The 21530-nt window shown below is 43.7% G+C and carries 19 protein-coding genes; 13 read left to right on the plus strand and 6 right to left on the minus strand.

Annotated features, from left to right (window positions below; all coding sequences use genetic code 11):
• Positions 1–168: 168 nt before the first annotated feature.
• Complete coding sequence (locus tag RTP55_RS01150) at positions 169–1872, minus strand: ATPase (protein ID WP_312383566.1); 1704 nt, start codon at positions 1870–1872, stop codon at positions 169–171.
• A 222-nt stretch (positions 1873–2094) separates the two neighbouring features.
• Here RTP55_RS01150 and RTP55_RS01155 point away from each other — a divergent pair, with 222 nt between their 5' ends.
• The 5 genes from RTP55_RS01155 (at position 2095) to RTP55_RS01175 (ending at position 7056) form a co-directional block, all read left to right on the plus strand.
• On the plus strand, positions 2095–2793 hold the full coding sequence (locus tag RTP55_RS01155; RefSeq protein ID WP_312383568.1) for a DUF8198 family protein: 699 nt from the start codon (positions 2095–2097) through the stop codon (positions 2791–2793).
• A gap of 85 nt (positions 2794–2878) precedes the next feature.
• A complete protein-coding gene (gene ubiE, locus RTP55_RS01160) occupies positions 2879–3910 on the plus strand; it encodes a bifunctional demethylmenaquinone methyltransferase/2-methoxy-6-polyprenyl-1,4-benzoquinol methylase UbiE (RefSeq protein WP_312383569.1) in 1032 nt (343 codons plus the stop codon).
• Between the two features lie 55 nt (positions 3911–3965).
• Positions 3966–4607, plus strand: coding sequence for a ubiquinone biosynthesis accessory factor UbiJ (locus tag RTP55_RS01165; protein WP_312383571.1), 642 nt, complete (start codon positions 3966–3968; stop codon positions 4605–4607).
• Between the two features lie 157 nt (positions 4608–4764).
• A complete protein-coding gene (locus tag RTP55_RS01170; RefSeq protein ID WP_312383573.1) occupies positions 4765–6429 on the plus strand; it encodes an ABC1 kinase family protein in 1665 nt (554 codons plus the stop codon).
• Positions 6430–6435: 6 nt separating this feature from the next.
• The gene (locus tag RTP55_RS01175) at positions 6436–7056 is read left to right on the plus strand and encodes a hypothetical protein (RefSeq protein ID WP_312383575.1); all 621 of its coding nucleotides are present in this window, start codon (positions 6436–6438) and stop codon (positions 7054–7056) included.
• 18 nt (positions 7057–7074) lie between these two features.
• On the opposite strand, the gene RTP55_RS01180 is transcribed toward RTP55_RS01175, so the two are convergent.
• The 3 genes from RTP55_RS01180 to rubA form a co-directional block, all read right to left on the minus strand.
• On the minus strand, positions 7075–8040 hold the full coding sequence (locus RTP55_RS01180) for an alpha/beta fold hydrolase (RefSeq protein ID WP_312383578.1): 966 nt from the start codon (positions 8038–8040) through the stop codon (positions 7075–7077).
• Positions 8041–8135: 95 nt separating this feature from the next.
• Positions 8136–9587 (minus strand): FAD-dependent oxidoreductase, encoded by a 1452-nt coding sequence (locus RTP55_RS01185; protein WP_312383580.1) that lies wholly within the window; start codon positions 9585–9587, stop codon positions 8136–8138.
• Between the two features lie 21 nt (positions 9588–9608).
• On the minus strand, positions 9609–9773 hold the full coding sequence (gene rubA / locus RTP55_RS01190; protein WP_036589380.1) for a rubredoxin RubA: 165 nt from the start codon (positions 9771–9773) through the stop codon (positions 9609–9611).
• Positions 9774–10157: 384 nt separating this feature from the next.
• On the opposite strand from rubA, the gene RTP55_RS01195 reads away from it, so the two are divergent.
• Positions 10158–10694, plus strand: a complete 537-nt coding sequence (locus RTP55_RS01195; protein WP_312383582.1) for an adenine phosphoribosyltransferase — start codon at positions 10158–10160, stop codon at positions 10692–10694.
• A 115-nt stretch (positions 10695–10809) separates the two neighbouring features.
• Here RTP55_RS01195 and RTP55_RS01200 read toward each other — a convergent pair whose 3' ends face one another.
• Entirely contained in the window at positions 10810–11748 is a 939-nt protein-coding gene (locus RTP55_RS01200) for a transaldolase (RefSeq protein ID WP_278931090.1), read from the minus strand.
• 408 nt (positions 11749–12156) lie between these two features.
• On the opposite strand from RTP55_RS01200, the gene pheA reads away from it, so the two are divergent.
• The 7 genes from pheA to RTP55_RS01235 all read left to right on the plus strand — a co-directional run bounded on the left by pheA (position 12157) and on the right by RTP55_RS01235 (position 19787).
• Positions 12157–13257, plus strand: coding sequence for a prephenate dehydratase (gene pheA / locus RTP55_RS01205; RefSeq protein ID WP_312383587.1), 1101 nt, complete (start codon positions 12157–12159; stop codon positions 13255–13257).
• Between the two features lie 54 nt (positions 13258–13311).
• Entirely contained in the window at positions 13312–14397 is a 1086-nt protein-coding gene (gene hisC, locus RTP55_RS01210; RefSeq protein ID WP_095355447.1) for a histidinol-phosphate transaminase, read from the plus strand.
• A 4-nt stretch (positions 14398–14401) separates the two neighbouring features.
• Positions 14402–15316, plus strand: coding sequence for a DMT family transporter (locus tag RTP55_RS01215; RefSeq protein ID WP_312383590.1), 915 nt, complete (start codon positions 14402–14404; stop codon positions 15314–15316).
• Positions 15317–17551: a bifunctional prephenate dehydrogenase/3-phosphoshikimate 1-carboxyvinyltransferase gene (locus tag RTP55_RS01220; protein WP_312383591.1), complete on the plus strand. Its 2235-nt coding sequence runs from the start codon at positions 15317–15319 to the stop codon at positions 17549–17551.
• 211 nt (positions 17552–17762) lie between these two features.
• Positions 17763–18659 carry an EamA family transporter RarD gene (gene rarD / locus RTP55_RS01225; RefSeq protein WP_312383650.1) on the plus strand — a complete coding sequence of 299 codons (897 nt, stop codon included), beginning with the start codon at positions 17763–17765 and terminating at the stop codon, positions 18657–18659.
• A gap of 11 nt (positions 18660–18670) precedes the next feature.
• Positions 18671–19198: a dihydroneopterin aldolase gene (gene folB / locus RTP55_RS01230; protein ID WP_282849480.1), complete on the plus strand. Its 528-nt coding sequence runs from the start codon at positions 18671–18673 to the stop codon at positions 19196–19198.
• Positions 19199–19238: 40 nt separating this feature from the next.
• Positions 19239–19787 (plus strand): hypothetical protein, encoded by a 549-nt coding sequence (locus tag RTP55_RS01235; RefSeq protein ID WP_312383594.1) that lies wholly within the window; start codon positions 19239–19241, stop codon positions 19785–19787.
• On the opposite strand, the gene RTP55_RS01240 is transcribed toward RTP55_RS01235, so the two are convergent.
• Positions 19784–21496, minus strand: coding sequence for a sigma 54-interacting transcriptional regulator (locus tag RTP55_RS01240; protein WP_312383595.1), 1713 nt, complete (start codon positions 21494–21496; stop codon positions 19784–19786). The two genes, RTP55_RS01235 and RTP55_RS01240, sit on opposite strands and share 4 nt — an antisense overlap.
• Positions 21497–21530: the final 34 nt, after the last annotated feature.

The raw sequence follows: 21530 nt of genomic DNA on the forward strand, positions 1-21530 counted from the left end.
TTTATTAAGGATAACTAATTAGGCTAAATAATCAAATCAAACAGGATATTATAGGGGAACTGTCCAGCAAAATCATTATCTTTCATCAAGTTGGGTAGACAGTTTTAAGATATAGCAAAATAGTAAAAAGGCAGCTTATTAGCAATTTATAAATTTTTAGATAACGCGTTATAAATTCTTAGATAGCTCGGAAATAATAGCGTCAAGGATTTTGAGTCTTGCGCTATATTTATCATCGGTGGCAATCACATACCAAGGGCGTTTTTTATGGTGGGTTAAATGAATCATGTCGGAAGCGGCTTGCACGTACTCATGCCATTTGGCGCGGTTACGCCAATCATCATCGGTAATTTTAAACTGCTTATTGGGCGTCTCTTCACGCGCTTTAAAGCGTTTAAGTTCTTCTTCTTCACTGATAGCGAGCCAAAATTTGACCACAATGGCATTGCTCTGTACCAAGTCGTTTTCAAAGCGATTGATTTCGTCATAAGCACGTTGCCAGTCTGCCTCTTTTGCAAAGCCCTCAATACGCTCAACGAGTACCCGACCATACCAACTACGGTCAAAAATGGTCACTCGGCTATTATGCAGGCGTTGTTTGAGTAAGGCGACGCATTTATTGCGTTTGAATTTTTGCGATAAATACGCTATATCCACATCTGCCATTTCATCATGGGGCAGGCGCGTCCAAAAACGCCACAGATAGGCGTGTTTTAATTCGTCTTCGGTCGGTGCAGAGATAGCGTGGATGGTAAATTCACGCGGGTCGAGTGGGGCAATGATGCGGCGTATCGCACCGCCTTTGCCTGCCGCATCCATGCCTTCAAAGACAAAGATAATATGGCGCTGACCTCGCTCACGAATCAGTTCAGCGAGTATATGTTGTTTGCTATGCAGTTGTTTTTTATAGTCTGCCTTTGCTAATGCTTGGTTATCGACGCTAACCAACTCATCAATCAGAGGGGTTGGTTTAAAAGGCAGTGGGTTGGGTTTAACAGGATTTTTGTCCGTTTTAGGGTTAGCTGATTTATCAGTTTTTGCTGGGTTGTCTTGGGCATCATCGGCTGTAGCTAGTTGGTTCATGGTCTGCAGCGCTGCTAATACAACATTGGCAAATTGGATATTTGAGGCATCAATATCCTGTCCATCTATGTGGTGCCAGCTTGATTGTAACCCCATAAGCTTGCTGCTAAAGCGTTTGAAACGTTTCACGTCTTTTTTTCGAAACCAATCTAAATGGTACAACTGTTCAGGGTCAGGCTCTTCATCGGTCAAGCGTTTTTTTAGCGTTTTGTTATCCACTGAAAACCAGCACTTGACGATATCGGTGTTGTTATTGACCAAATCTTGTTCAAACGCCTCAATGTCTTCAATCATTTGCTGTAAGCGCTGTTCATCTATATCATCGCCACAGTCAAACACATAACGAATCAAGTCAGCGTACCAGTTGCCAAAATACACGGCAATTTCACCCTTTCTAGGCAGTTGCCATGTGTGACGTTGCCAAATCGGTTGGTAGTGGCTGGGATGCTGTCCCATGGTTGCATGAACCTTGATATAGCGTGCGTCCATCCATTCGGTTAGCGCTTTAACCGCTTCGCCTTTGCCCGAATTTTCCATGCCATTCACCAAGATGAGTAACCCGCGCGAGTTTTTGCCAGCCCGTTGCTCGCGTAGGGTGGTTTGCTCGGTAATCAAGTCAAAACTTAATTGTGCCTCAAGCGTTGCAGGTGGCGTTTTGTGAAATTTATCGGTTTTGGGAGATTTGGCAGCGTGATTGGTGGGTGCAGACGCGGCTGTATTATTATTCAAGTTGTTATTTAAGTTATTATTTGAGCTATTGTTTAAACTGTTGCTATTTTGCGTTGGCATACGACCTTCTTAGGGAAATACCCAAAATTTTGCTAATGACCGCTTCATTTTTTTAAAAGATAGCAGTTATCCTACCGGTGAACAATTTACGATTTGTATTTTTGGTGGATTTACATTAAGGTAATGCGGCACAAAACTTCATTTTACTGTGGGTTTATACAATGGATAAACTGCAGTTTCTCTGTTTTGAATTTAAAAATTTTGCAAAAAAATCGAGGCCCTATGAGCAGCTTAAGCCAATTAGAACAAGATTTAAAACAATTTCGCGCCCTTCCATACCACAGCGATACCCAGTTAGCGCAAAAACTCAGTGAAGTACAAGCCTGGCAACGCGGTCGTATTCATAAAACCCACCAAGCGTTATTTGCCAGCGCCAACAACCAAGCCATGGGGGAATTTTTAATTGACCAACTATATGGGGGCGAAAAATTCAATGTGCTCGCTGAACAGCTAGAGCGCATGGTGCAAAAGGCTGAAAAACTAGAAAAATTTATCCCTGCCAATGCCGTGAGCACAGGCGCAGCCGGTATCATCGAAGCGATTAACGCCATTAAGCTTGATTTACAACTTGCTCAATATTTACAAGAGAATAATTTATCCGTGGATGAGCCATCCATGATTAAAGCCTATCAGTCCGTGAACGCAGAGTCGGCAAGACGCCAGCAGATTGCTGACCTCAAACAAATGTGCTATCGCACAGACAAATATCTTAAATCATTTATCTTACAAAAAGCATTTTCACTTGCCAAAGGCACAGCGTACAAAAAAGGCTTTCAGCCGTTATATGACTTTATCGCCGAAGGCTTTGCTGCCATCAAACCGATTAAAAGTATTGGTGCCTTTATCGAGCCATTTTGTGAAAAAGAGTTGCAAATCATTACCAATGTGCATGCTGGCAAAGAACATCCTTTTGATGTTTAGTGATAAAATAGAAAAAAATTTGCACGAACTTTGCGCTTTTAACTTTGCCAATTTTTGATTGGCGATGACCTCACTAGGAAACCACATGAACGACAATAACCATAATTCAATCCAAGACAGCTTGGTTAAAGACAGCATCCAAGCCAATGACAAACTCAATAGCCAAGTACAACAGTCACTGACAGCTGACACCACCATCAACCGTCAATTTACTGGCACAGCTGATTTGCCAGAATCCGTGCCGCAAGGTCAGCAGCTCACTCGCCCTGCATCCGCTACCCCAACTGACGCTATCCCCAATGAGTCGTCAGCGCAATCAACTAGCGGTTTTGATAAGTCGGCTATCTACAATCCGCACACTGCAGCCACTGATGGCAATGAAGAAACCCATTTTGGCTACAAAACCGTGAAAAAAGCTGAAAAACAAGAAAAAGTAGCAGAAGTGTTTACCTCTGTTGCCAAAAAATACGACATCATGAATGATTTAATGTCACTGGGTATTCATCGTCTGTGGAAACGCTATGCCATAAGCCTAACGGGCGTGCGTGCAGGTCAACGGGTGCTAGATATCGCAGGCGGCACAGGTGACTTGGCAAAAGCCTTTAGTAAAGAGGTGGGTCGCACAGGTCATGTGGTATTGGCCGATATCAATGAAGCGATGCTAGAGGTCGGTCGTGAGCGTCTGCTCAATGCAGGCTGTAGTAACGTCGATTTTGTACTCGCCAATGCTGAGACGCTGGCACCATTTGATGATGAAAGTTTTGATTTGGTGACAATTAGCTTTGGGCTACGCAACGTCACCGACAAAGACGCGGCACTGCGCTCGATGTATCGGGTGCTCAAAAAAGGTGGTCGCTTGCTGATTTTAGAATTTTCAAAACCGGTGTTTGAGCCATTTGGTAAAGTCTATGATTTGTATTCATTTACCGCATTGCCACTCATGGGTAAATTGGTGGCGAATGATAGCGAAAGCTATCAGTATTTGGCGGAGTCTATCCGTATGCACCCAGACCAACGCACCCTAAAAGGCATGATGGAAGACGCAGGGTTTGTCAATTGTGATTATCACAACTTAACAGGCGGCATCGTGGCGGTACATCGCGGGTTTAAAAAGTAACTGATGGCGAAAAATATAATAGCTCACTGAAATTTATATACTAAAAGAGAATCAGATGTTTACTGTATTACTACTCGCAGGCATTGAAAAAGTGGTTAATCTAGCGATTGCCACTGACCCCATCACCCAAGCAGGGTTACAACCGTTATCGGGTAAAGTTTTGCGCCTAGTGATGGCAGAGCCAGCCATTGAATTTGATACGATTTTTAATGATGACCATATCCGCTTTGAACCTGTGACAGTTGATGTTTTTGAACCTAAAGGTAGCGCTGTGGTAAGCAAACCTGATTGTGTTGTCAAGGTAGACAACCCTGTGCATTTGCTCAATTTGATGGGTGAACCACAAGGCAATCTGCCGATTGAGGGCGATTATAAAGTGCTGATGCAAGTCAAACAGTTAGTCGCTGGGTTTGACCCTGATATCATTGGTAAACTGCAACCTCTGATTGGTCTACCGATGGCAAGTCAACTGTCTAATCTGTTAGCCAACCTAAAAGGCACAATCGCTGTACCTGCCAAAGAGATGTTTGCCGATATTGCCAATATCAGAGAGTGGAAAACCAACGGTGCAAATACTGATGACAATACAGGCAATGAGTTAAAACAACAGCTACTAAAACTGCGGGCGGATATTGAACGTGAACAAGCCAGACTCGATGCCATCAAGCAACAGCAAGCGGCTTTATTGGAAAAGTAGATTAGAAGAATAGATTGCAAAAGTAAATTTATTGCAAAAGTTGCTTTTGCACAATCAAAATGACGGGTTAAATCCCCGTCTTTTTTTAACCATTAAAAAATTGCTTATATCATGCTAGAATTCCCACCATTGATAAGCTTTCTAACGAGTTGCCAACGTGTTACTAAATCATCGCAAACGTCTTTTACAACTGTGGCGCATTGCCGCTCATTATCGTGTTGATACGCATCTACCTATTGAAGAGACGCCGCAGCTTGAGCCCATTGCCAAACTTATCCGTATGCACCCTGCCAGCTATTTTCAAAAACCGCATCCAGACGGGGTTAGGCTAGCGCTTGAAGAGATGGGCACGCTGTTTTTAAAATTAGGGCAGCTGCTTTCCACCCGTCGTGATTTGGTCACCCCTGAGATTATTGAGCAGTTGGTGCATCTGCAAGACAGGGTGAAACCCTTTAGTGTCGATACAGTTATCGAGCAAATTGAACAATCGACAAAAAAAGGCGGTTTGGGGCAATCTATCAATCAGCTATTTGCTAGATTTGATAGCACACCGTTAGCGGCGGCATCCATCGCCCAAGTGCACACCGCACGCCTGCATGATGGGCGTGAAGTGGTGGTTAAAGTAGTTCGCCCAACCATCCGTGAACAGATTATTGAAGACTTTGAATTATTGCGCGATTTGGCAGGGTGGGCGTCAGCACGGATTGAAGCGGCGCGTGCCGTACATATTATCGATATCGTTGAAGATTATCGGCAAGTCTTGCTCAATGAGCTTGATTTAACCCTTGAAGCTGCCAATACCACCCAAATGCGTAACAACTTTTTGGGTTCATCGATGATGTATGTGCCTGAAGTGTATCAAGCCAGCAAAAACATCATGGTGATGGAACGCATTGTTGGAGTGCCGATTTCGCAAACCCAAGTATTTGATGCGCTTGGATATGATAGGGCGGCACTTGCGGCAAAAGGATTAACGATTTTTTTCACCCAAGTATTTCGCGATAATTTCTTCCATGCCGATATGCACCCTGGCAATGTGTTTGTTGAAACGCTGCCCACCGATACCCCAAATCCCAATCCCCGCTATATCGCCCTTGATTGCTCAATCGTGGGCGAGCTATCTAAAGCTGACCAAATGATTGTGGCAAGGCTTTTATTATCGGTAATGAACAATAACTTTACCGGTCTAGTGGATATCATCGCGCGAGCAGGCTGGATTCCACCCAATACCGATAAATACGCCCTCATGCGCGATATGCGCCGCACCGTGTCACCGATGATTAGTAAGCCAATCAACGACATTGATTTTGCAGGCGTGCTCATGTCGGTGCTTGATATTGCGCGTCGCTATCATTTGGACATACCGCCGCAATTAATGCTACTGCTTAAAACGCTAGTGCATGTGGAAGGTCTAGGACGGGATTTATACCCTGAGCTTGATATTTGGTCGCTCGCCAAACCGATTTTGACGGGCTGGGTGAAGCAGCAATTTGACCCGATGCAAAAAATTGGTGAGCTACGCAAGCAATTACCTGAACTGTTACTAAGTCTCAATGACATACCACAATTGCTGGATAACAGTTTGCAAAGTCTGTCAAATCTGGGTGGACACCAAGATCAGCAGCTGCGTGAAATACAGCAAATTCGCTCAGATATGCTCAAAAGTCGTCAGCAGGATTGGCTGGCGCTGCTTGGGTTTGTGGGTTCGTTATTCATCGCGCAAATGATTGCCAGTCATGCCGTTTGGCAGGTGAGTAGCTGGCTTGCGCCAATTTTTTATGTGATGGCGGTGCTGTTTGTATTGTGGCGGTTAATGGGGTAATTATGAATGGTAAAAACATTAGAAGATTTACAACCCCATACTGCCTTAATATTGCCGATTGTCATTTATCAGCAAAGACTCAGTAAAAATGAGTTTCATTTTCAGTATTTGGTTGGTTTGAGTTGTTTCACCATAGGATTGTATTTCTGTTATGTCATCGGCTCGTTAGCATTTAAAATTAACCATGATTTAATAACAACTGCGTTATGGATACTATTTAATCCATTTACTGGGGTAGTATTTTGGTTAGGGTACCTTGCATTAACAGGGGCGAAAAAATCTTTAAAACGGTTTGACCAATTACCGCAACAGTTTGTCTTTGCCAACATTAGCCAAAACACAATTGAAATTTATTCTCATTTGAGTGAGTTATGTTTTGATAGTACCTTTGACAATCTAGAATACTGTAAATCCCATGTTTTCAAAGGTACACACATTTTTGAAATTAAAGCAAAAAATAGCAAAAAAGTCGGTTTTGGCGTTAGTAGTGAATTGACTTCAACAATAGATAATCAAGACTATAGACTAAAAGGCTATGATGTTGCCTATATAATTAACCTTGCTAAAAATCGAACTGATAAAGGTGTAATGCTATTTAAAAAAGGTCTATATATCAATGGTTATTAATTTAAGATTAAATAATATTTAGGGATTATTGTGATTAAAATAATGCTCAACCAATAACTTGACGATTAAAGGCACAAAAGGTTTTGCCAAATCATGTCCCATATTCTTTATCAAATGAAACTCACTGTGCGCAATCGCCTTGGCAATCGCCCGACCATGCGCCGATGGCACCAGCCCATCTTTTTCCCCATGAATGATAATGGTTGGCTGTTTGATTTTTTGGTCGAATTTGACAATAGAGCCAGTGGCTAATATAGCTTGCAGCTGCTGAAGCGCGCCACGTGGGTGATAACTACGTTCAAACCGCAAGCGAATGAGCCGTTCTACTTCCTCTTCATCCACATGATTGGGCGAGCCGATACGCTGCATACACCACACGCCGTATGCGACCACGTCATCAATTTGGGTGGTTTTGGGATGTGACAGTAGGGTTTGCAGCTGCTTTGGCTTGGTGGGTGGTAAAAATGGCTTGTTGTTACTGGTAAACATAAGACCCAGTGTCGACACGCGTTTTGGGTATTTGGCAGCCAAAATTTGCGCAATCATACCGCCCATTGATGCCCCCACTACATACACATTGTTCAGCGCTAATTTATCAAGCAAGCGGCGGGTATCTTCAACCATGTCAAATAAGTTGTACGCCACAGGAAAATGACGGTTCGTCAAACCCACTTGCATACGCAGCATCATTTTGACATTGTTGACGGGAAAACGGGGGAAGGGTCGGGCGATTTTTGAGGATAGCCCGATATCACGATTGTCAAAACGAATCACAAAAAAGCCTGCGTCAATCAAGCCTTTGACAAAACTATCTGGCCAAAACACCAACTGCGAGCCTAAGCCCATAATCAGCAGCAAGGGCGGATGATCAGGATTGCCACCAACTTCAACACACAGTTGTAATTCATCACCAATATCAATGATGGCACTTTGCATAAAGTCCGTAATCACTGAGGGTTCAAAATTAAATTTGGCTAAATCCATAATTTATTCCAAAAATATCAATCTGCTAGTGGGGTGTTGAATGAACTTGCTGCATTAGATGACCCGTTGCACGAGCGTGGCAACTAAGATAGTTACTAAGACAGCCAATCCGCCACTTGCTTTGTTAACGTTAAGCGCTGTTTTGCTGCTTCTTTACCGGCTAATACAAACCCTAAAATGCTATTAGAGTCATCTTTTGGATGGGCGGTCATGACCATGCCATCAGTCGTTGGGGTCGTTTGCCAATACAGTTGATCGTCACTGTACTGCCCTGATACGGGTAATACCACCAAAGGTAAACTAGGTGTTTTGATAGCCACTGGCATGGCAGGATACGCCACTTTGGTCGGCGCCATGTTAGGGTCGGCTAAGGTTTTTGCCAAGGCTTTGGCTTGGTTCATCAATGGCATGACATAGGGCATATAGCTACCCATCACGTTGGCACAATCGCCAATGGCATAAATATGCTTTGCCGATGTGGCTAGGTAGGCATCGACCTTGATGCCTTGCTGCACGGTTCTTGGTAAATGGGTTATTGTAGGATTGATGTGCTGTGACGATGCTATGGCAATGTTCGCTGATGCGGCAAGGTCAGTATTAGCCACCAAACCAATCGCTATCAAAACAATATCCGCCTCAAAGGTTTGTGATTGGTTATCCTTGTCAAACGAGATGGTCACGGTTGCATTATCGCTTGTATCAATAGTTGTAGTAATATTTTTATTAACGTTTGTCGTGATACTGGTGATATCAGTGCCTAAATAAAATGCCACCCCTGACTGAGTCAGAGCGTCTTGTAGCATGATACCCGCTTCGCTAGGGAGTTGCTGAGCCAGTGGGCGTGCCGCTTTATCAAACACTGCCACTGTGATGTCAGCGGTCTGGTTGCCGGTATTTTGACCAATCAAATCATTGGCAAATTCACAACCAATCAATCCTGCACCAATAATCGCTACCTTAACCGGCGCTGATTTTTGAGATTTTAGGGTATTTAGGCGCTGCTGAAAGCTTTTATATTCATCTAAATGATTGACGGCAAAAATGGTTTGATGATTGACAGCTAGATTGGGTAACAGTCTAGAATGCGCGCCTGTCGCCAATACCAAATCTCGATATGCAAGCGTTGTTTGAGACGCTTCATTGACTAACGAGCGAACCACAATAACTTGTTCATCGGCATTAATATCGGTGACTTGATGAAAATTTAATAGGGTTAGGTTTAACGTTTCTGCCATTTTTGCCGCGCTTGCATTAGCGATGGAATCGGCAAGTTTGTTTTGCGCATAGGCATTTGACAAGGTTGGTTTAGCGTAGCTATCACCACTATCTTGACACACCATGACGATAGGCAAGCTAGTCGTTAGCTTTCTGAGCTCACGCGCTAGCGTATAGCCCGCCATCCCTGAGCCAATAATAATCACAGGTTGTGGCTCTGTATTTGACAGTTGCGCAATAGGCGCGCCATTTGAACTGATACTGTCTAAGCTTATACTATTGTCACTGGCACTATCGACACTCGCATTATCGACATTGTTAGTTGATTGCATGATGAAACCCTATTATATTTATTATAGCTCAATCATTTCAAAGTCTACTTTACTGACCCCACATTCAGGGCAAGTCCAATCTTCGGGAATATCTTCCCAACGTGTACCGGGGAGGATGCCTTCTTCTGGGCAGCCCAATGCCTCATCATACACCCAACCACACACGATACATTGATATTTTTTCATTGATAACTTTCCCTATGTTAGTGGTAACTTTTGCTATTGAAGATAAGGATAAAAATTGCAATTACAATGCCGAGCAGTATGTTAACCATGCAAAACTCACGCAATCACCTAAAAATTTAACTTGCGATAGTTTACAAGTATGCACTGAAACAAGCAAGCCAATGACAGGCAACATTCAATCCCATACCGTAAATCTTTAAATCAGTTCGCCCAAGTCTAGCCTATTAATCATGGCTAAAGTAAAGGCTTAACGCCATCTATGACCCTAATTGGCTCAGCCTGAAAAAATTGCTAGAATGAGGCACGCTTTAGCAATTTTTACTTAATTTTTACTTAACACTTAATTTTACTTAACACTTATTTTTTCTGAACTCGGTCAATCCTATGCAATCAACTATCTCCCCTGATTCACCACACCCATTTTGGCAAATCATCAGAGTGGTACCTGATTTTCCCAAACAAGGCATTGAGTTTTATGATATCACGCCATTATTGCGCGCTCACGTCAATGCGGTAATTGATGCGTTACTGGCAGCGATACCACAGCCAGTGTTTGAGGCGGTTGATTGTTTTGGCGCCATTGAAGCACGGGGGTTTATCTTTGCCAGCCTGTTAGCAGGTCGAACAGGCAAAGGTATGGTATTGATACGCAAAGAAGGCAAGCTGCCACCGCCTGTGGCGAATAAAAGCTATGCGCTAGAATATGGTACCGATACGCTAGAAATGCAGGCGGGACTTGCGCCCGCGAATGTGTTGTTGGTGGACGATATATTGGCGACAGGCGGTACTTTGAGCGCTGCGGTGGGACTTTGTGAATCCGCAGGACATCAAGTGTTAGGCGCACTTGTGTTACTTGATTTGGTGAATTTGCATCAACCGCTTGCTATACCACTTTATACTGTGTTGCAAGCTAAAGGTTAGTGGGACGGCATGGGGCTAATCATGATTAAAGGACATGATTAGCCGCTAACAAAAATTTAATGAACCAAGCTTTATTCATCAAAGTTTTAATGAATAAAGCTTTAATTAACAAAGCTTAGTTAACCAAGCCTCTCAAGGTTTGCTCTAACGCTTCTCTAGCTTGGATAAAGCCTTCAATACCAGCAGATAATAATTCTTGGCTGATAGGATCAAGCGCATGTTGCTCAGCAAATTGGGTCTCATCGAGGGTTTGTTTTTTGAGGTCAATAAATTTCATGTCTGGGAATAGCTGACGCTCGACTTTGACGTCCATCGTGGCAAGTTGGTCTAGCAAATCAGGCGCAATCGTTAATAAATCACAACCCGCCAATGCCAATATTTGCTCAATGCTGCGAAAACTCGCGCCCATGATTTGGGTGGTGTAGCCATGCTGTTTGAAGTAATGATAGATAGTTTTGACTGAGCTCACGCCTTTATCACGGCTGATTTCGATGCTATCGAGTCCTTCGTCTTTTTTCTGCCAATCCAAAATCCGTCCGACAAATGGCGAAATCAAGGTAACATCGGCATCGGCACAGGCTTTGGCTTGGTGCAAACCAAATAGTAGCGTCACATTACAATGGATACCTTGTTGCTCTAACGCTTTGGCGGCTTGAATGCCTTCCCACGTGCCAGCGATTTTGATGAGTACGCGTTTTTTATCAATCCCAGCGGCTTCATACGCTTTGATAAATTGCTGCGCTTTGACAATTGTGCCATCGGTATCATAAGACAACCTTGCGTCAACTTCAGTGGAAACACGACCATCAATCAGTTTTAAAATTTCGCTGCCGATATAAATGGTGAGCTCATCAATCACCGCGTCGATATCATTGGGGTATTTTTTTAATGTCTCAATTAAAATAGGCTGCATTTGTGGCGCTGACAGTGCCTTGGTAATCAAGCTTGGGTTAGTGGTCGCATCGACTGGTTTTAAGCGGGCAATCGCTTGCAAATCCCCAGTATCTGCCACAATGGTTGTCATCATTTTTAGTTGGTTTAAGCTGCTAGTCATGTACTTTCCTAAATGTCAAATTGCTGCATGTCACTGATAACTTATCACCGACAAAATAGTATGGTTTCATTCAATATTGTTTAACCTATGTCAAAAGCTATCACAAACATTGTGACAATCGCTAGTTTTTTTTCTATTTTGCAAGTATTTGTTAACCATCAAGCAGAAAAATCCAATTTTTTTTTAGGGTATGCCAAAAATATTGTGTCTATATCAATAATTGTGATGAAAAAGCGCCGAGCGAAACTCGATTAACAGGCGTGATTTGTGCTAGTATTAGGCAATTTCTGCTATAAAGCCATTTGGTAACTTTATATATTTCAAGGTATATTTCAAGCTAGGCTGCCTGTGATTTATGACCCTCAATCCTATCGCGCAGGTCAGTGTTGACTGTTGAGTTGTAATTTTATGAATGAACAAACGATGAGCAATGATGAATTAATGGGACTTCGCCAAAAAATCGATGAAGTGGATGAAAAAATCCAGCGATTAATCAACGAGCGAGCAGGCTATGCGGTGCAAGTAGCCAAAGCCAAAAAGACGCAAGAGGACAATCCGATTTTTTATCGCCCAGAGCGGGAAGCACAGGTGCTAAAAAAAGTGATGGCGCGTAATGAGGGTCCACTCCCTGCCGATAAAATGGCACGTTTATTCCGCGAAATTATGTCAGTGTGTTTAGACTTAGAAGCGCCACAAAAAATTGCTTATCTGGGTCCTGCAGGCACCTTTACCCACATGGCAGCGCTGAAGCATTTTGGTAAAGCTGCCACGACAGTGCCGCTATCGACGATTGCTGATGTGTTTCGTGAAGTGGAAGCCGGCTCTGCCATGTATGGCGTCGTCCCTGTGGAAAATTCGTCAGAAGGCGTGGTCAACCATACGCTTGATGGTTTTTTATCCTCCGATCTAAAAATCATTGGCGAGGTAGAATTACCGGTGCATCATCAGTTTTTGGTGGGTGAGCATACCAAAGTGGGCGCAATTTCAAAAATTTATGCCCACAGCCAAGCGCTTGCCCAATGCCGCCAATGGCTAGATACCCATTATCCCAATGTCGAGCGTGTTGCAGTCTCTAGCAATGGTGAAGCGGCGCGGCGTATCAAAAATGAGTGGCACTCAGCCGCGATTGCAGGGGAAGTGGCAGCAAGCGAATATAATTTGCACAAACTATTTGAAAATATCGAAGATACCCCGTCCAATACCACACGTTTTTTAATCATTGGCCGCGAAGCAGTAGCGCCGTCAGGTCAAGATAAAACCTCGATTTTAGTGGCAGCCAAAGATCAGGCGGGCGCGCTGATTCAAATATTGCAGCCACTGGCAAAATATGGGGTATCGATGACCAGTATCGAAACCCGCCCAGAGCGTCCAAACAAATGGGCTTATGTGTTCTTTATTGATATGCTTGGTCATATTGACGATGCCAACATGCAGGCAGCGCTCGCTGAAATTCGCCCGCAAGTCAAAGATTTACGGGTATTAGGCGCTTATCCAAAAGCGGTGATTTAGCCGTTTTTGGCAATAAAATTTTATCAGTATCAATCATCAACTAAAGGTTTTGATATGACGATCCAATCGGTCAATCACAGTATTGAGCAGTTAAAAGCTTATGAAATGGATAAATCCAATGAAGAGCTGACCCGTGAGTATGGCTTGGGTGACATCGTCAAATTGGCGAGCAATGAAAACCCAACCGGCTGCTCGCCACACGTGACCTTGGCAATCACGTCAAAACTGGGCGAATTATCGCGTTATCCCGATGGTGCAGGGCAGGGGCTTAAACAGGCGTTAGCCGATTTTTTGGGCTGCGAAACAAAACAAATTGTGTTGGGGAATGGCTCTAATGAGTTACTCAATAACATTACCGCAAGCTTTGCCGATGGCGATGATGTGATTGTGTATTCTCAATACGCTTTTTCGGATTACGAATTGGCGTCTTTGGGTATTAGTGAGCGAACCCAACAAGTCGCTGCCAAAAATTTTGCTCATGATTTGCCTGCGATACTTGAGACGGTCAATCAAACTGCCAATTGTAAAATGGTGATTATCACCAATCCCAACAACCCCACAGGCACCGTGCTCGCCAAAGATGACTTGATTAAATTCATCAAAAAAGTGCCATCGGAGGTGTTGGTGGTGATTGATGAAGCTTACATCGAATTTGTGCCAACGCTCAGCTGTGTAGATTTGACCCAAGAGTATGACAATGTCATTGTGCTACGTAGCTTTTCCAAAGCTTATGGGCTTGCAGCCTTGCGCATTGGTTATGCAGTAAGCAGCGCAAGCATTGCTGAGATTTTAAATTATACGCGCCAGTCGTTTAATACCAGTACATTGGCGCATGCCGCCGCCACAGCAGCAATTAAAGACCAACATTTTATTAACCAATATTTGGCGTTTAACCATGAGCAAAAACAAGCCTTGTATGATGGCTTGGATAGCTTAGGCGTCGTCTATGTCAAATCAGCGACCAACTTTGTGATGGTCAATGTCGGCGATGGCATGGATATCTACCAAACTTTGATTGAGCAAGGTGTGGTAGTGCGGCCGATGGTTGGGTACGGTCTGCCAGCCTGGATACGCGTGAGTGTGGGTTTGCCTGAAGAAATTAACCGTTTTTTAGATACGTTGGCGCAGGTATTGAGCTAAGCCAATGTTAGAAAAAAGGTTAGAAAAAAAGTTAGAAAAAAATCGTGAAGTATTTTGGCATTTTTTAGCGTTATTTGTGGTCATCGTTTGGGGAACAACGTTAGCAAGCACCAAGGTGTTGCTGGCGGATATGTCACCCATTCAGATTTTGCTGTATCGGTCGTTATTTGCCTATGGGTTATTGTTTGTCATGTCACCTAGACTGCAAACCTTTAGTAGTGTAAAAAACGAAGTGTTGTATTTTTTGTCGGGGCTGTGCGGTATCACCTTGTATTTTTTGCTAGAAAATACCGCATTGCTATATACCTATAGTAGTAATGCGGCGCTGCTAGTCACAGCATCCCCCTTGTTTACGGTGCTGATTGCCAGTTTTATCATTAAAACCCATGCCTTTAGCAAGTTGCTGTTGATAGCCTGTGTGATGGCGTTGGTTGGCGTGGCATTAGTACTGGCTAATCAGCCGATGAGTTTAACCAATGGCATGCTAGGTAATATTTTGGCGATATTAAGTGGGTTGGCGTGGTCATTTTTTGGCTTTGCTAACAGTGCAATTAAAGATGCGCTCAACCCGATGGTACGCATGCGTAAAGTGTTTTTGTATGGCATAATCACCGCGTCGCTGTATATGCTTGTGACAGGTGAAGCCTTTATCAACCTTCACGCGTTTACGCCCATCAATCTGGCAAATTTGCTGTTTTTAGGTGGTATCGCTTCCGCCTTGTGTTTTGTGTTGTGGACCAATGCCAATAAGCATTTGGGCGTGGTAAAAACCTCGCTGTATATTTATTTTATTCCGCTCATTGCGGTATTGTTGGGTGTGGTTTTATTGGGCGAAACAATCACCGTCAGCACTATGTTGGGTGGGATTTTGATTGCGCTCGCAGTCTTTTTAGCAAATTATAAAAAATCGGTAAGTTAAATGTTTGAAAAAGTGTGTTTTATTGGGCTAGGGCTCATCGGCGCAAGTTTGGCACAAGCCATGCGTGATAAAAATCTTGCCAAATCAATTGTGGCGGTCAGCCGTTCACAAGCAACCATTGACAAAGGTATCAACTACGGACTGCTTGATGCAGGATTTGATGATGCTGCCCTGGCGGTGCAAGGGTCAGACTTGGTGGTGATAGCCACGCCGGTACAGGCGGTCAAAAAGATTTTTGAACAAATCAAACCCGTCATTACCGATAAAACTATTATCATGGATGTGGGCAGTACCAAAGGCAATATCATTGCAGATGCCAGCGCGGTGTTTGGTGAGGATATGCCCAAAGGTTTTGTGCCGGCCCATCCGATTGCCGGCGCAGAAAAATCAGGGATTGATGCGCGTAATGCCAAACTATTTGATAACCATAAAATTATCTTAACGCCGCTAGATACCACTAGCAAACAAGCCGTTAAAAAAGTGATTGCACTATGGGCGCAGACTGGCGCAGAAGTGGTGACCATGCCAGCGGATTATCATGATAAGGTGCTCGCGCGTACCAGTCATTTACCCCACTTGCTAGCCTACAATCTAGTTGCGCAATTAGCCAAGCACAACGACAATATGGATATTTTTCGTTTCGCGGCGGGTGGCTTTCGGGATTTTACCCGTATCGCCGCCAGCGACCCAACCATGTGGCATGATATTTTTTATGCCAATAAAACCGCGCTCCTCGATGCCATTGATGAATTTAGTGAGCAATTAAGCCAGTTGAAAGCAATTATCGAAACCAATGATTCTGAGCAGATGCTGGGTATATTGACCCAAGCCCAAGCCGCCCGACAACATTTTGGACATATGTTAAATAAAACGCCTTATTTGGAAAAACAAGCCATGAAGCAAACTTACGTTATCGCCCCAGCCCAACAATTTGAAGGCAGTCACACCGTCGCAGGTGATAAGTCTATTTCCCACCGTTCGATTATGTTTGGTTCGTTAGCCAAAGGTACCACCACGGTGACAGGGTTTTTGGAAGGTGAAGACGCACTCGCTACTTTGCAGGCCTTTCGCGATATGGGCGTAGTGATTGAAGGTCCAAACCAAGGCAGGGTAGTGATTCATGGGGTTGGATTACATGGGTTAAAACCTTCACATGATCCGCTATACATGGGTAATTCAGGCACCAGTATGCGCTTGTTATCAGGTATTTTATCGGCACAAAAATTTGATTCGGTGATGACGGGCGACCCGAGTTTATCCAAACGTCCCATGGAACGCGTCGCCAAGCCACTGCGTGACATGGGTGCCAAAATCCAAACCACGGGCGAAAAAGGCACGCCGCCGATTAGCATCACCGGTAATCAAAATTTAACAGGTATCAGCTATGAAATGCCGATGGCATCAGCGCAGGTGAAATCGTGTTTGCTGTTAGCAGGGCTATGGGCACAAGGTACTACCACGGTGATTGAGCCAGAAGTGACGCGCGATCATACCGAGCGCATGCTGACGGCATTTGGTTATCCTGTGACAGTGTCAAAAGTGCACAATGGCAATCAAATCAGTGTGACAGGGGGCGGCGAATTAACGGCATGTGATATCGCAGTGCCTGCTGATATTTCATCTGCGGCATTTTTTATGGTGGCAGGCGCCATCGCCCAACAAGGCAATGTGACCATCAAAAAAGTGGGCATCAATCCCACGCGCACTGGCGTGATTGATATCTTAAAGCTGATGGGCGCTGATTTGACATTGATCAATGAAACCACCGTTGGCGGTGAGCCAGTTGCCGATATCGTGGTGAAATCTTCAAAATTGCAAGGTATTGAGATTCCTGAGCACTTGGTGCCACTCGCCATTGATGAATTCCCTGTGCTGTTTGTGGCAGCAAGTTGTGCCACGGGTAAAACCGTGCTGCATGGCGCAGCTGAACTGCGCGTTAAAGAATCTGACCGTATTCAAGTCATGGCAGATGGGCTAAAAACCTTAGGAATTGCCTGTACTGTACTCGATGATGGCATCGAAATTGAAGGTCGCGGTGATGTGGCACAGGTGTTTGGCGGTGGTGAGATTGAATGTCACCATGACCATCGCATTGCCATGAGTTTTACTGTGGCAAGTTTGCGAGCAAGCGATACGATTACCATTCATGGTACTGAAACGGTCAATACTAGCTTCCCTAACTTTGCTGAACTGGTCAATAGTGCAGGATTGCAAGTTAAAGTGGTGACTGACTAAACCTAGGTGAGCTAAATTTGTATCACTGTCGCAAGTCTTTACATTGATGACATGAAAACTAAGATAGACTATGACTTTCTTAGTTTTGACTTTTTTATAAAAAATAAAATTTATCGTTGTGTTAATGAAAAATCAAATCCCCGAAAATCAAATCCCCCAAAGTCAAACCATTGATATCATCAATAGTGACATTCCGACCCGTGCTGTTGATATGACTGACCATGAAAAACCAACCGTAGTGACCACCCCCAAAGGGGTATTGACCGCACTGGCTGCTTTTTTGATTTGGGGGTTTTTCCCGCTGTATTTTAAGCTACTCAAAGATTATGATGCGATTGAAATCATTGGGCATCGAATTATTTGGACGTTTGTCACGATTTTACTGATCATGATAGTGACTAAAAACTGGCACTGGGTGAAAGTGATTCAAGCCAACCCAAAATGGCTACTTTATACTGCCGTTTCGGGGACGATTATCTCGGTCAATTGGCTGGTGTACGTGTGGGCGGTCAATCATGATCAGATTTTGGAAGCCAGTTTGGGCTATTATATTGGTCCGTTGATGGGTATTTTACTATCGCTAGTGGTTATCAAAGAAAAACTGCGTCCTTTGCAATGGATGGCAGTGATTTTGGCAGCGATAGGCGTGGCGATTCAGTTGGTCGTGCTGGGTAAATTGCCGTGGGTATCGTTATTGTTGGCGAGTAGCTTTTCTGTGTATGGTTTGATGCATCGCCATACGCCGGTTGATGCGCTGTCTGCGATGTTTATCGAAACGGCATTATTGGTGCCGGTATTTATTGGCTGGTTCGCTATGCATGATGTTGCTAGTAGTCAATTAGATTTTTGGCTGTCGCCATCAATTTTTTTATTGATGCTTGCAGGGCCAGTGACCTTGATACCGCTATTGATGTTTAATAAAGCTACCAAAATGGTCAACTTTAGTTTATTGAGCTTTTTAAATTATTTGACCCCGTCCATGATTTTTTTATTGGCGATATTTTTGTATCATGAGCCTTTTAACATTTATAAATTGATTACCTTTGCCTTTATTTGGACAGGGTTGGTATTTTTTAGTTATGATTTAATCAAACAGCGAAATACCTAACGAGAGTAAAAATGACGACACCAGAAACCACCCAACAAACTAAGCTTGAAACGCCCCACAGCACCACGCAAGCCCCTACACAAAAAACCATGCATGAATCACTATATTCAGCGGCGGATGCCTTACACGCGATTGCAAACGAAAAGTCCAACAATCAGCCAATCAAGCTGACGGGCAATTCAACGGATACGGTGTTTGTGAAGGGACTTAAAGTCGATGCCGTGATTGGCGTGTATGAGTGGGAGCAGCAAATAACCCAACCATTGATTTTTGATATTGAAATGGTGGGCTGTCAATACCAAGCGTCGCAGACTGATAATATTCAAGATGCCATCAACTATAAAAGTGTCAGTGAGCGTGTGGCTGAAGTGAGCATTGCCAATAAAGTGGCGCTATTAGAGCGGTTAGCGCAATTGGTCGCTGAGATGATTTTGGCAGAATTTGCCCCAGAAAAAGTCACAGTGACGATTCACAAACCAACCGCCATCAAGCAAGCCGATAGTGTGGGGGTTAAAATTACCCGTTTTCAGCAAAATTAATTAGCCTAAGCAAAAAATATGTTTATTTGAGCATTTGAGTATGAGTGTACCACCGCGTGATGTCATAGTCATCGAAGCCTGTGTTTTGTCGTTAGCCAGTAATGTCAAACAACTTTATTATTTACAAAAAGCCAAAGACTGGCTGCAAAACTTTGGCACTTTGACCCTCAGCGCGATTCATAGTAGTGAAGATACTTGTAGTGATAACAATTTAAACGACGATGTAAACCAGCAAACATCCAATACAGCGGTTTATTTTAACCAAGTGGCTTATTTAGCATTTGCGCAGCCAATAGATTATTGGCAGTGGTTACAACTCACCAAGAAGTTTGAACAGCAACAAGACAGACTTCTGTACCAAAAACCCGCTGTTACATTAGACATTGATATCATTGCGGTAAAATGCCTGCATCAAATTGACAATATCGACAATAATCTCGATGAAAAAGGCAATCGATTCGTGCTATTTGCTCAATCAGCAAACCAGTGGTTAGGCATCCGCCGGCGTTTTCCACTAGCTTGTTATGACCAAGTAGGGATAGTAGATTTATCAAAAAATATCGATTTGTCCTTTATCCGAAGTTTTTAATCCTCATCGCTGTCACTATCACTATTAATATCACTGTCACTATCAATGCCCAATTTTTTCATACGGTAGCGCAGTGAGCGAAACGTTGTATTTAACAGTTTAGCAGCTTGGGTGCGATTCCAACCACTGCAGTTGAGCGCCGCGATAATGACTTTTCGTTCTTGATTCATCAAATATTCTTCCAGCCCTTCGGCAGGCAGTTGACCTTCTTCAGCAGAGGGCTGGGCTAAATTAGGTGCATTGATATTCCCTATCGGCGCATCTAAAGTTAACGATTCATGGGTTAACGCATCATGGGTGGATTGGGTTGGTGTGGGCGTGGGCGTAAGTTGAATATTGGGTTTGACTTTGTAACCACTTGCAAACAAGTTGCTGCCATAGGAAGTATTGATGGGGCTGTTGGAAGCGGATTTAGGCTCGGCTAAGGGCTCAACTTTTGGCGCGCTCGGTTGACTCGGTATTGATAAGACGGGGTGATTGGAGTTTTCTGTGATTTCATGAGTTTTTTGGGTTTCATGGATTCTAGGAGTGTCAGCCGGTACGTTGGCGGCTGATAATGGCAAATTCAAATGATGGGCTTTAATCACATTATCATCAGCTAGGGTAATCGCCCGCTCTAAGATATTTCTTAATTCACGCACGTTGCCTGCAAAGTGATGGTTTGTCAATTGAACCGCGGCTTCATTCGATAATGTCGGTGGCTGCGCTAGTCCCCAATCGTCTGCAATCAAAGAGATAAAATGATTGGCTAACAGTAAAATATCATCACGCCGTTCATTGAGACTGGGTAATTTTACTTCAATCACGTTGATGCGATAATATAAATCTTGTCTAAATTCACCCGTTTCGACAAGCTTAGCCAAATTTTTATGGGTAGCGGATAAAAGGCGCACATCCACGGCAATCTCTTGGGTGCTTCCAATGGAGCGGATTTTCTTTTCTTGTATCGCGCGTAATAATTTGACTTGCATGGAAATCGGCAAATCCGCTACTTCATCCAAAAATAGCGTACCGCCATTTGCTTGTTGGAATAACCCTTCTTTATCTGCGGTAGCGCCAGTAAAGCTGCCTTTTTTGTGCCCAAAGAACTCGCTTTCCATCAACTCTGATGGGATGGCGCCGCAGTTAACAGGCACAAAATTGGCAGAGCAGCGTGGGCTTAAATCATGAATGAGCTTGGCAACGACTTCTTTACCCGTGCCCGATTCTCCCCACAAAAATACGGGCGCTTGGCTACGCGCCAATTTTTGGATGGTGGTTTTGAGCTGGGTAATGGCGTTAGATTGTCCGATTAGGCGATTGCTAAAAGGATCATAGACTTCTTTACAATTGAGTTTATGGGCATTTTCTGCCACTTTTAAGGCGTTTTCGACCAACTGGCGTAGCCGTGATAGCTCAAGTGGCTTGTTGACAAAATCAAAGGCGCCCAATTTTAACGCTTCAATCGCCAAATCCATGCTACCGTGGGCGGTAATCACTGCCACAGGGGTTTTGGCATAATTTTTACTGATAAATTTAACGATATCTAGTCCTGTGCCATCAGGAAGTTTGAGATCGGTTAAGCAAAAGTCAAAACTATACGCTTGAAGATGGCTGATGCCGGTGGCATAGTCATAGGCGACTTTGGTTTCAATGCCCATTTTTTTGAGTGTCATCTGCATCAAGCGACACAAATCTACTTCATCATCAATAATCAGCGCTAATGCCATACAGATGCAAAACCTTTAACACAAAGTAATTAGA

Source organism: Moraxella sp. CTOTU47579, from assembly GCF_032004885.1.
GTDB lineage: Bacteria > Pseudomonadota > Gammaproteobacteria > Pseudomonadales > Moraxellaceae > Faucicola > Faucicola tetraodonis.

Bases quoted from the DNA above. Each gene is read 5' to 3' on its own strand.
- RTP55_RS01150 (WP_312383566.1), bottom strand. From the start codon at position 1,872: ATGCCAACGCAAAATAGCAACAGTTTAAACAATAGCTCAAATAATAAC.
- RTP55_RS01155 (WP_312383568.1), top strand. From the start codon at position 2,095: ATGAGCAGCTTAAGCCAATTAGAACAAGATTTAAAACAATTTCGCGCC.
- ubiE (WP_312383569.1), top strand. From the start codon at position 2,879: ATGAACGACAATAACCATAATTCAATCCAAGACAGCTTGGTTAAAGAC.
- RTP55_RS01165 (WP_312383571.1), top strand. From the start codon at position 3,966: ATGTTTACTGTATTACTACTCGCAGGCATTGAAAAAGTGGTTAATCTA.
- RTP55_RS01175 (WP_312383575.1), top strand. From the start codon at position 6,436: ATGGTAAAAACATTAGAAGATTTACAACCCCATACTGCCTTAATATTG.
- RTP55_RS01180 (WP_312383578.1), bottom strand. From the start codon at position 8,040: ATGGATTTAGCCAAATTTAATTTTGAACCCTCAGTGATTACGGACTTT.
- RTP55_RS01185 (WP_312383580.1), bottom strand. From the start codon at position 9,587: ATGCAATCAACTAACAATGTCGATAATGCGAGTGTCGATAGTGCCAGT.
- rubA (WP_036589380.1), bottom strand. From the start codon at position 9,773: ATGAAAAAATATCAATGTATCGTGTGTGGTTGGGTGTATGATGAGGCA.
- RTP55_RS01195 (WP_312383582.1), top strand. From the start codon at position 10,158: ATGCAATCAACTATCTCCCCTGATTCACCACACCCATTTTGGCAAATC.
- RTP55_RS01200 (WP_278931090.1), bottom strand. From the start codon at position 11,748: ATGACTAGCAGCTTAAACCAACTAAAAATGATGACAACCATTGTGGCA.
- pheA (WP_312383587.1), top strand. From the start codon at position 12,157: ATGAATGAACAAACGATGAGCAATGATGAATTAATGGGACTTCGCCAA.
- hisC (WP_095355447.1), top strand. From the start codon at position 13,312: ATGACGATCCAATCGGTCAATCACAGTATTGAGCAGTTAAAAGCTTAT.
- RTP55_RS01215 (WP_312383590.1), top strand. From the start codon at position 14,402: ATGTTAGAAAAAAGGTTAGAAAAAAAGTTAGAAAAAAATCGTGAAGTA.
- RTP55_RS01220 (WP_312383591.1), top strand. From the start codon at position 15,317: ATGTTTGAAAAAGTGTGTTTTATTGGGCTAGGGCTCATCGGCGCAAGT.
- rarD (WP_312383650.1), top strand. From the start codon at position 17,763: ATGACTGACCATGAAAAACCAACCGTAGTGACCACCCCCAAAGGGGTA.
- folB (WP_282849480.1), top strand. From the start codon at position 18,671: ATGACGACACCAGAAACCACCCAACAAACTAAGCTTGAAACGCCCCAC.
- RTP55_RS01235 (WP_312383594.1), top strand. From the start codon at position 19,239: ATGAGTGTACCACCGCGTGATGTCATAGTCATCGAAGCCTGTGTTTTG.
- RTP55_RS01240 (WP_312383595.1), bottom strand. From the start codon at position 21,496: ATGGCATTAGCGCTGATTATTGATGATGAAGTAGATTTGTGTCGCTTG.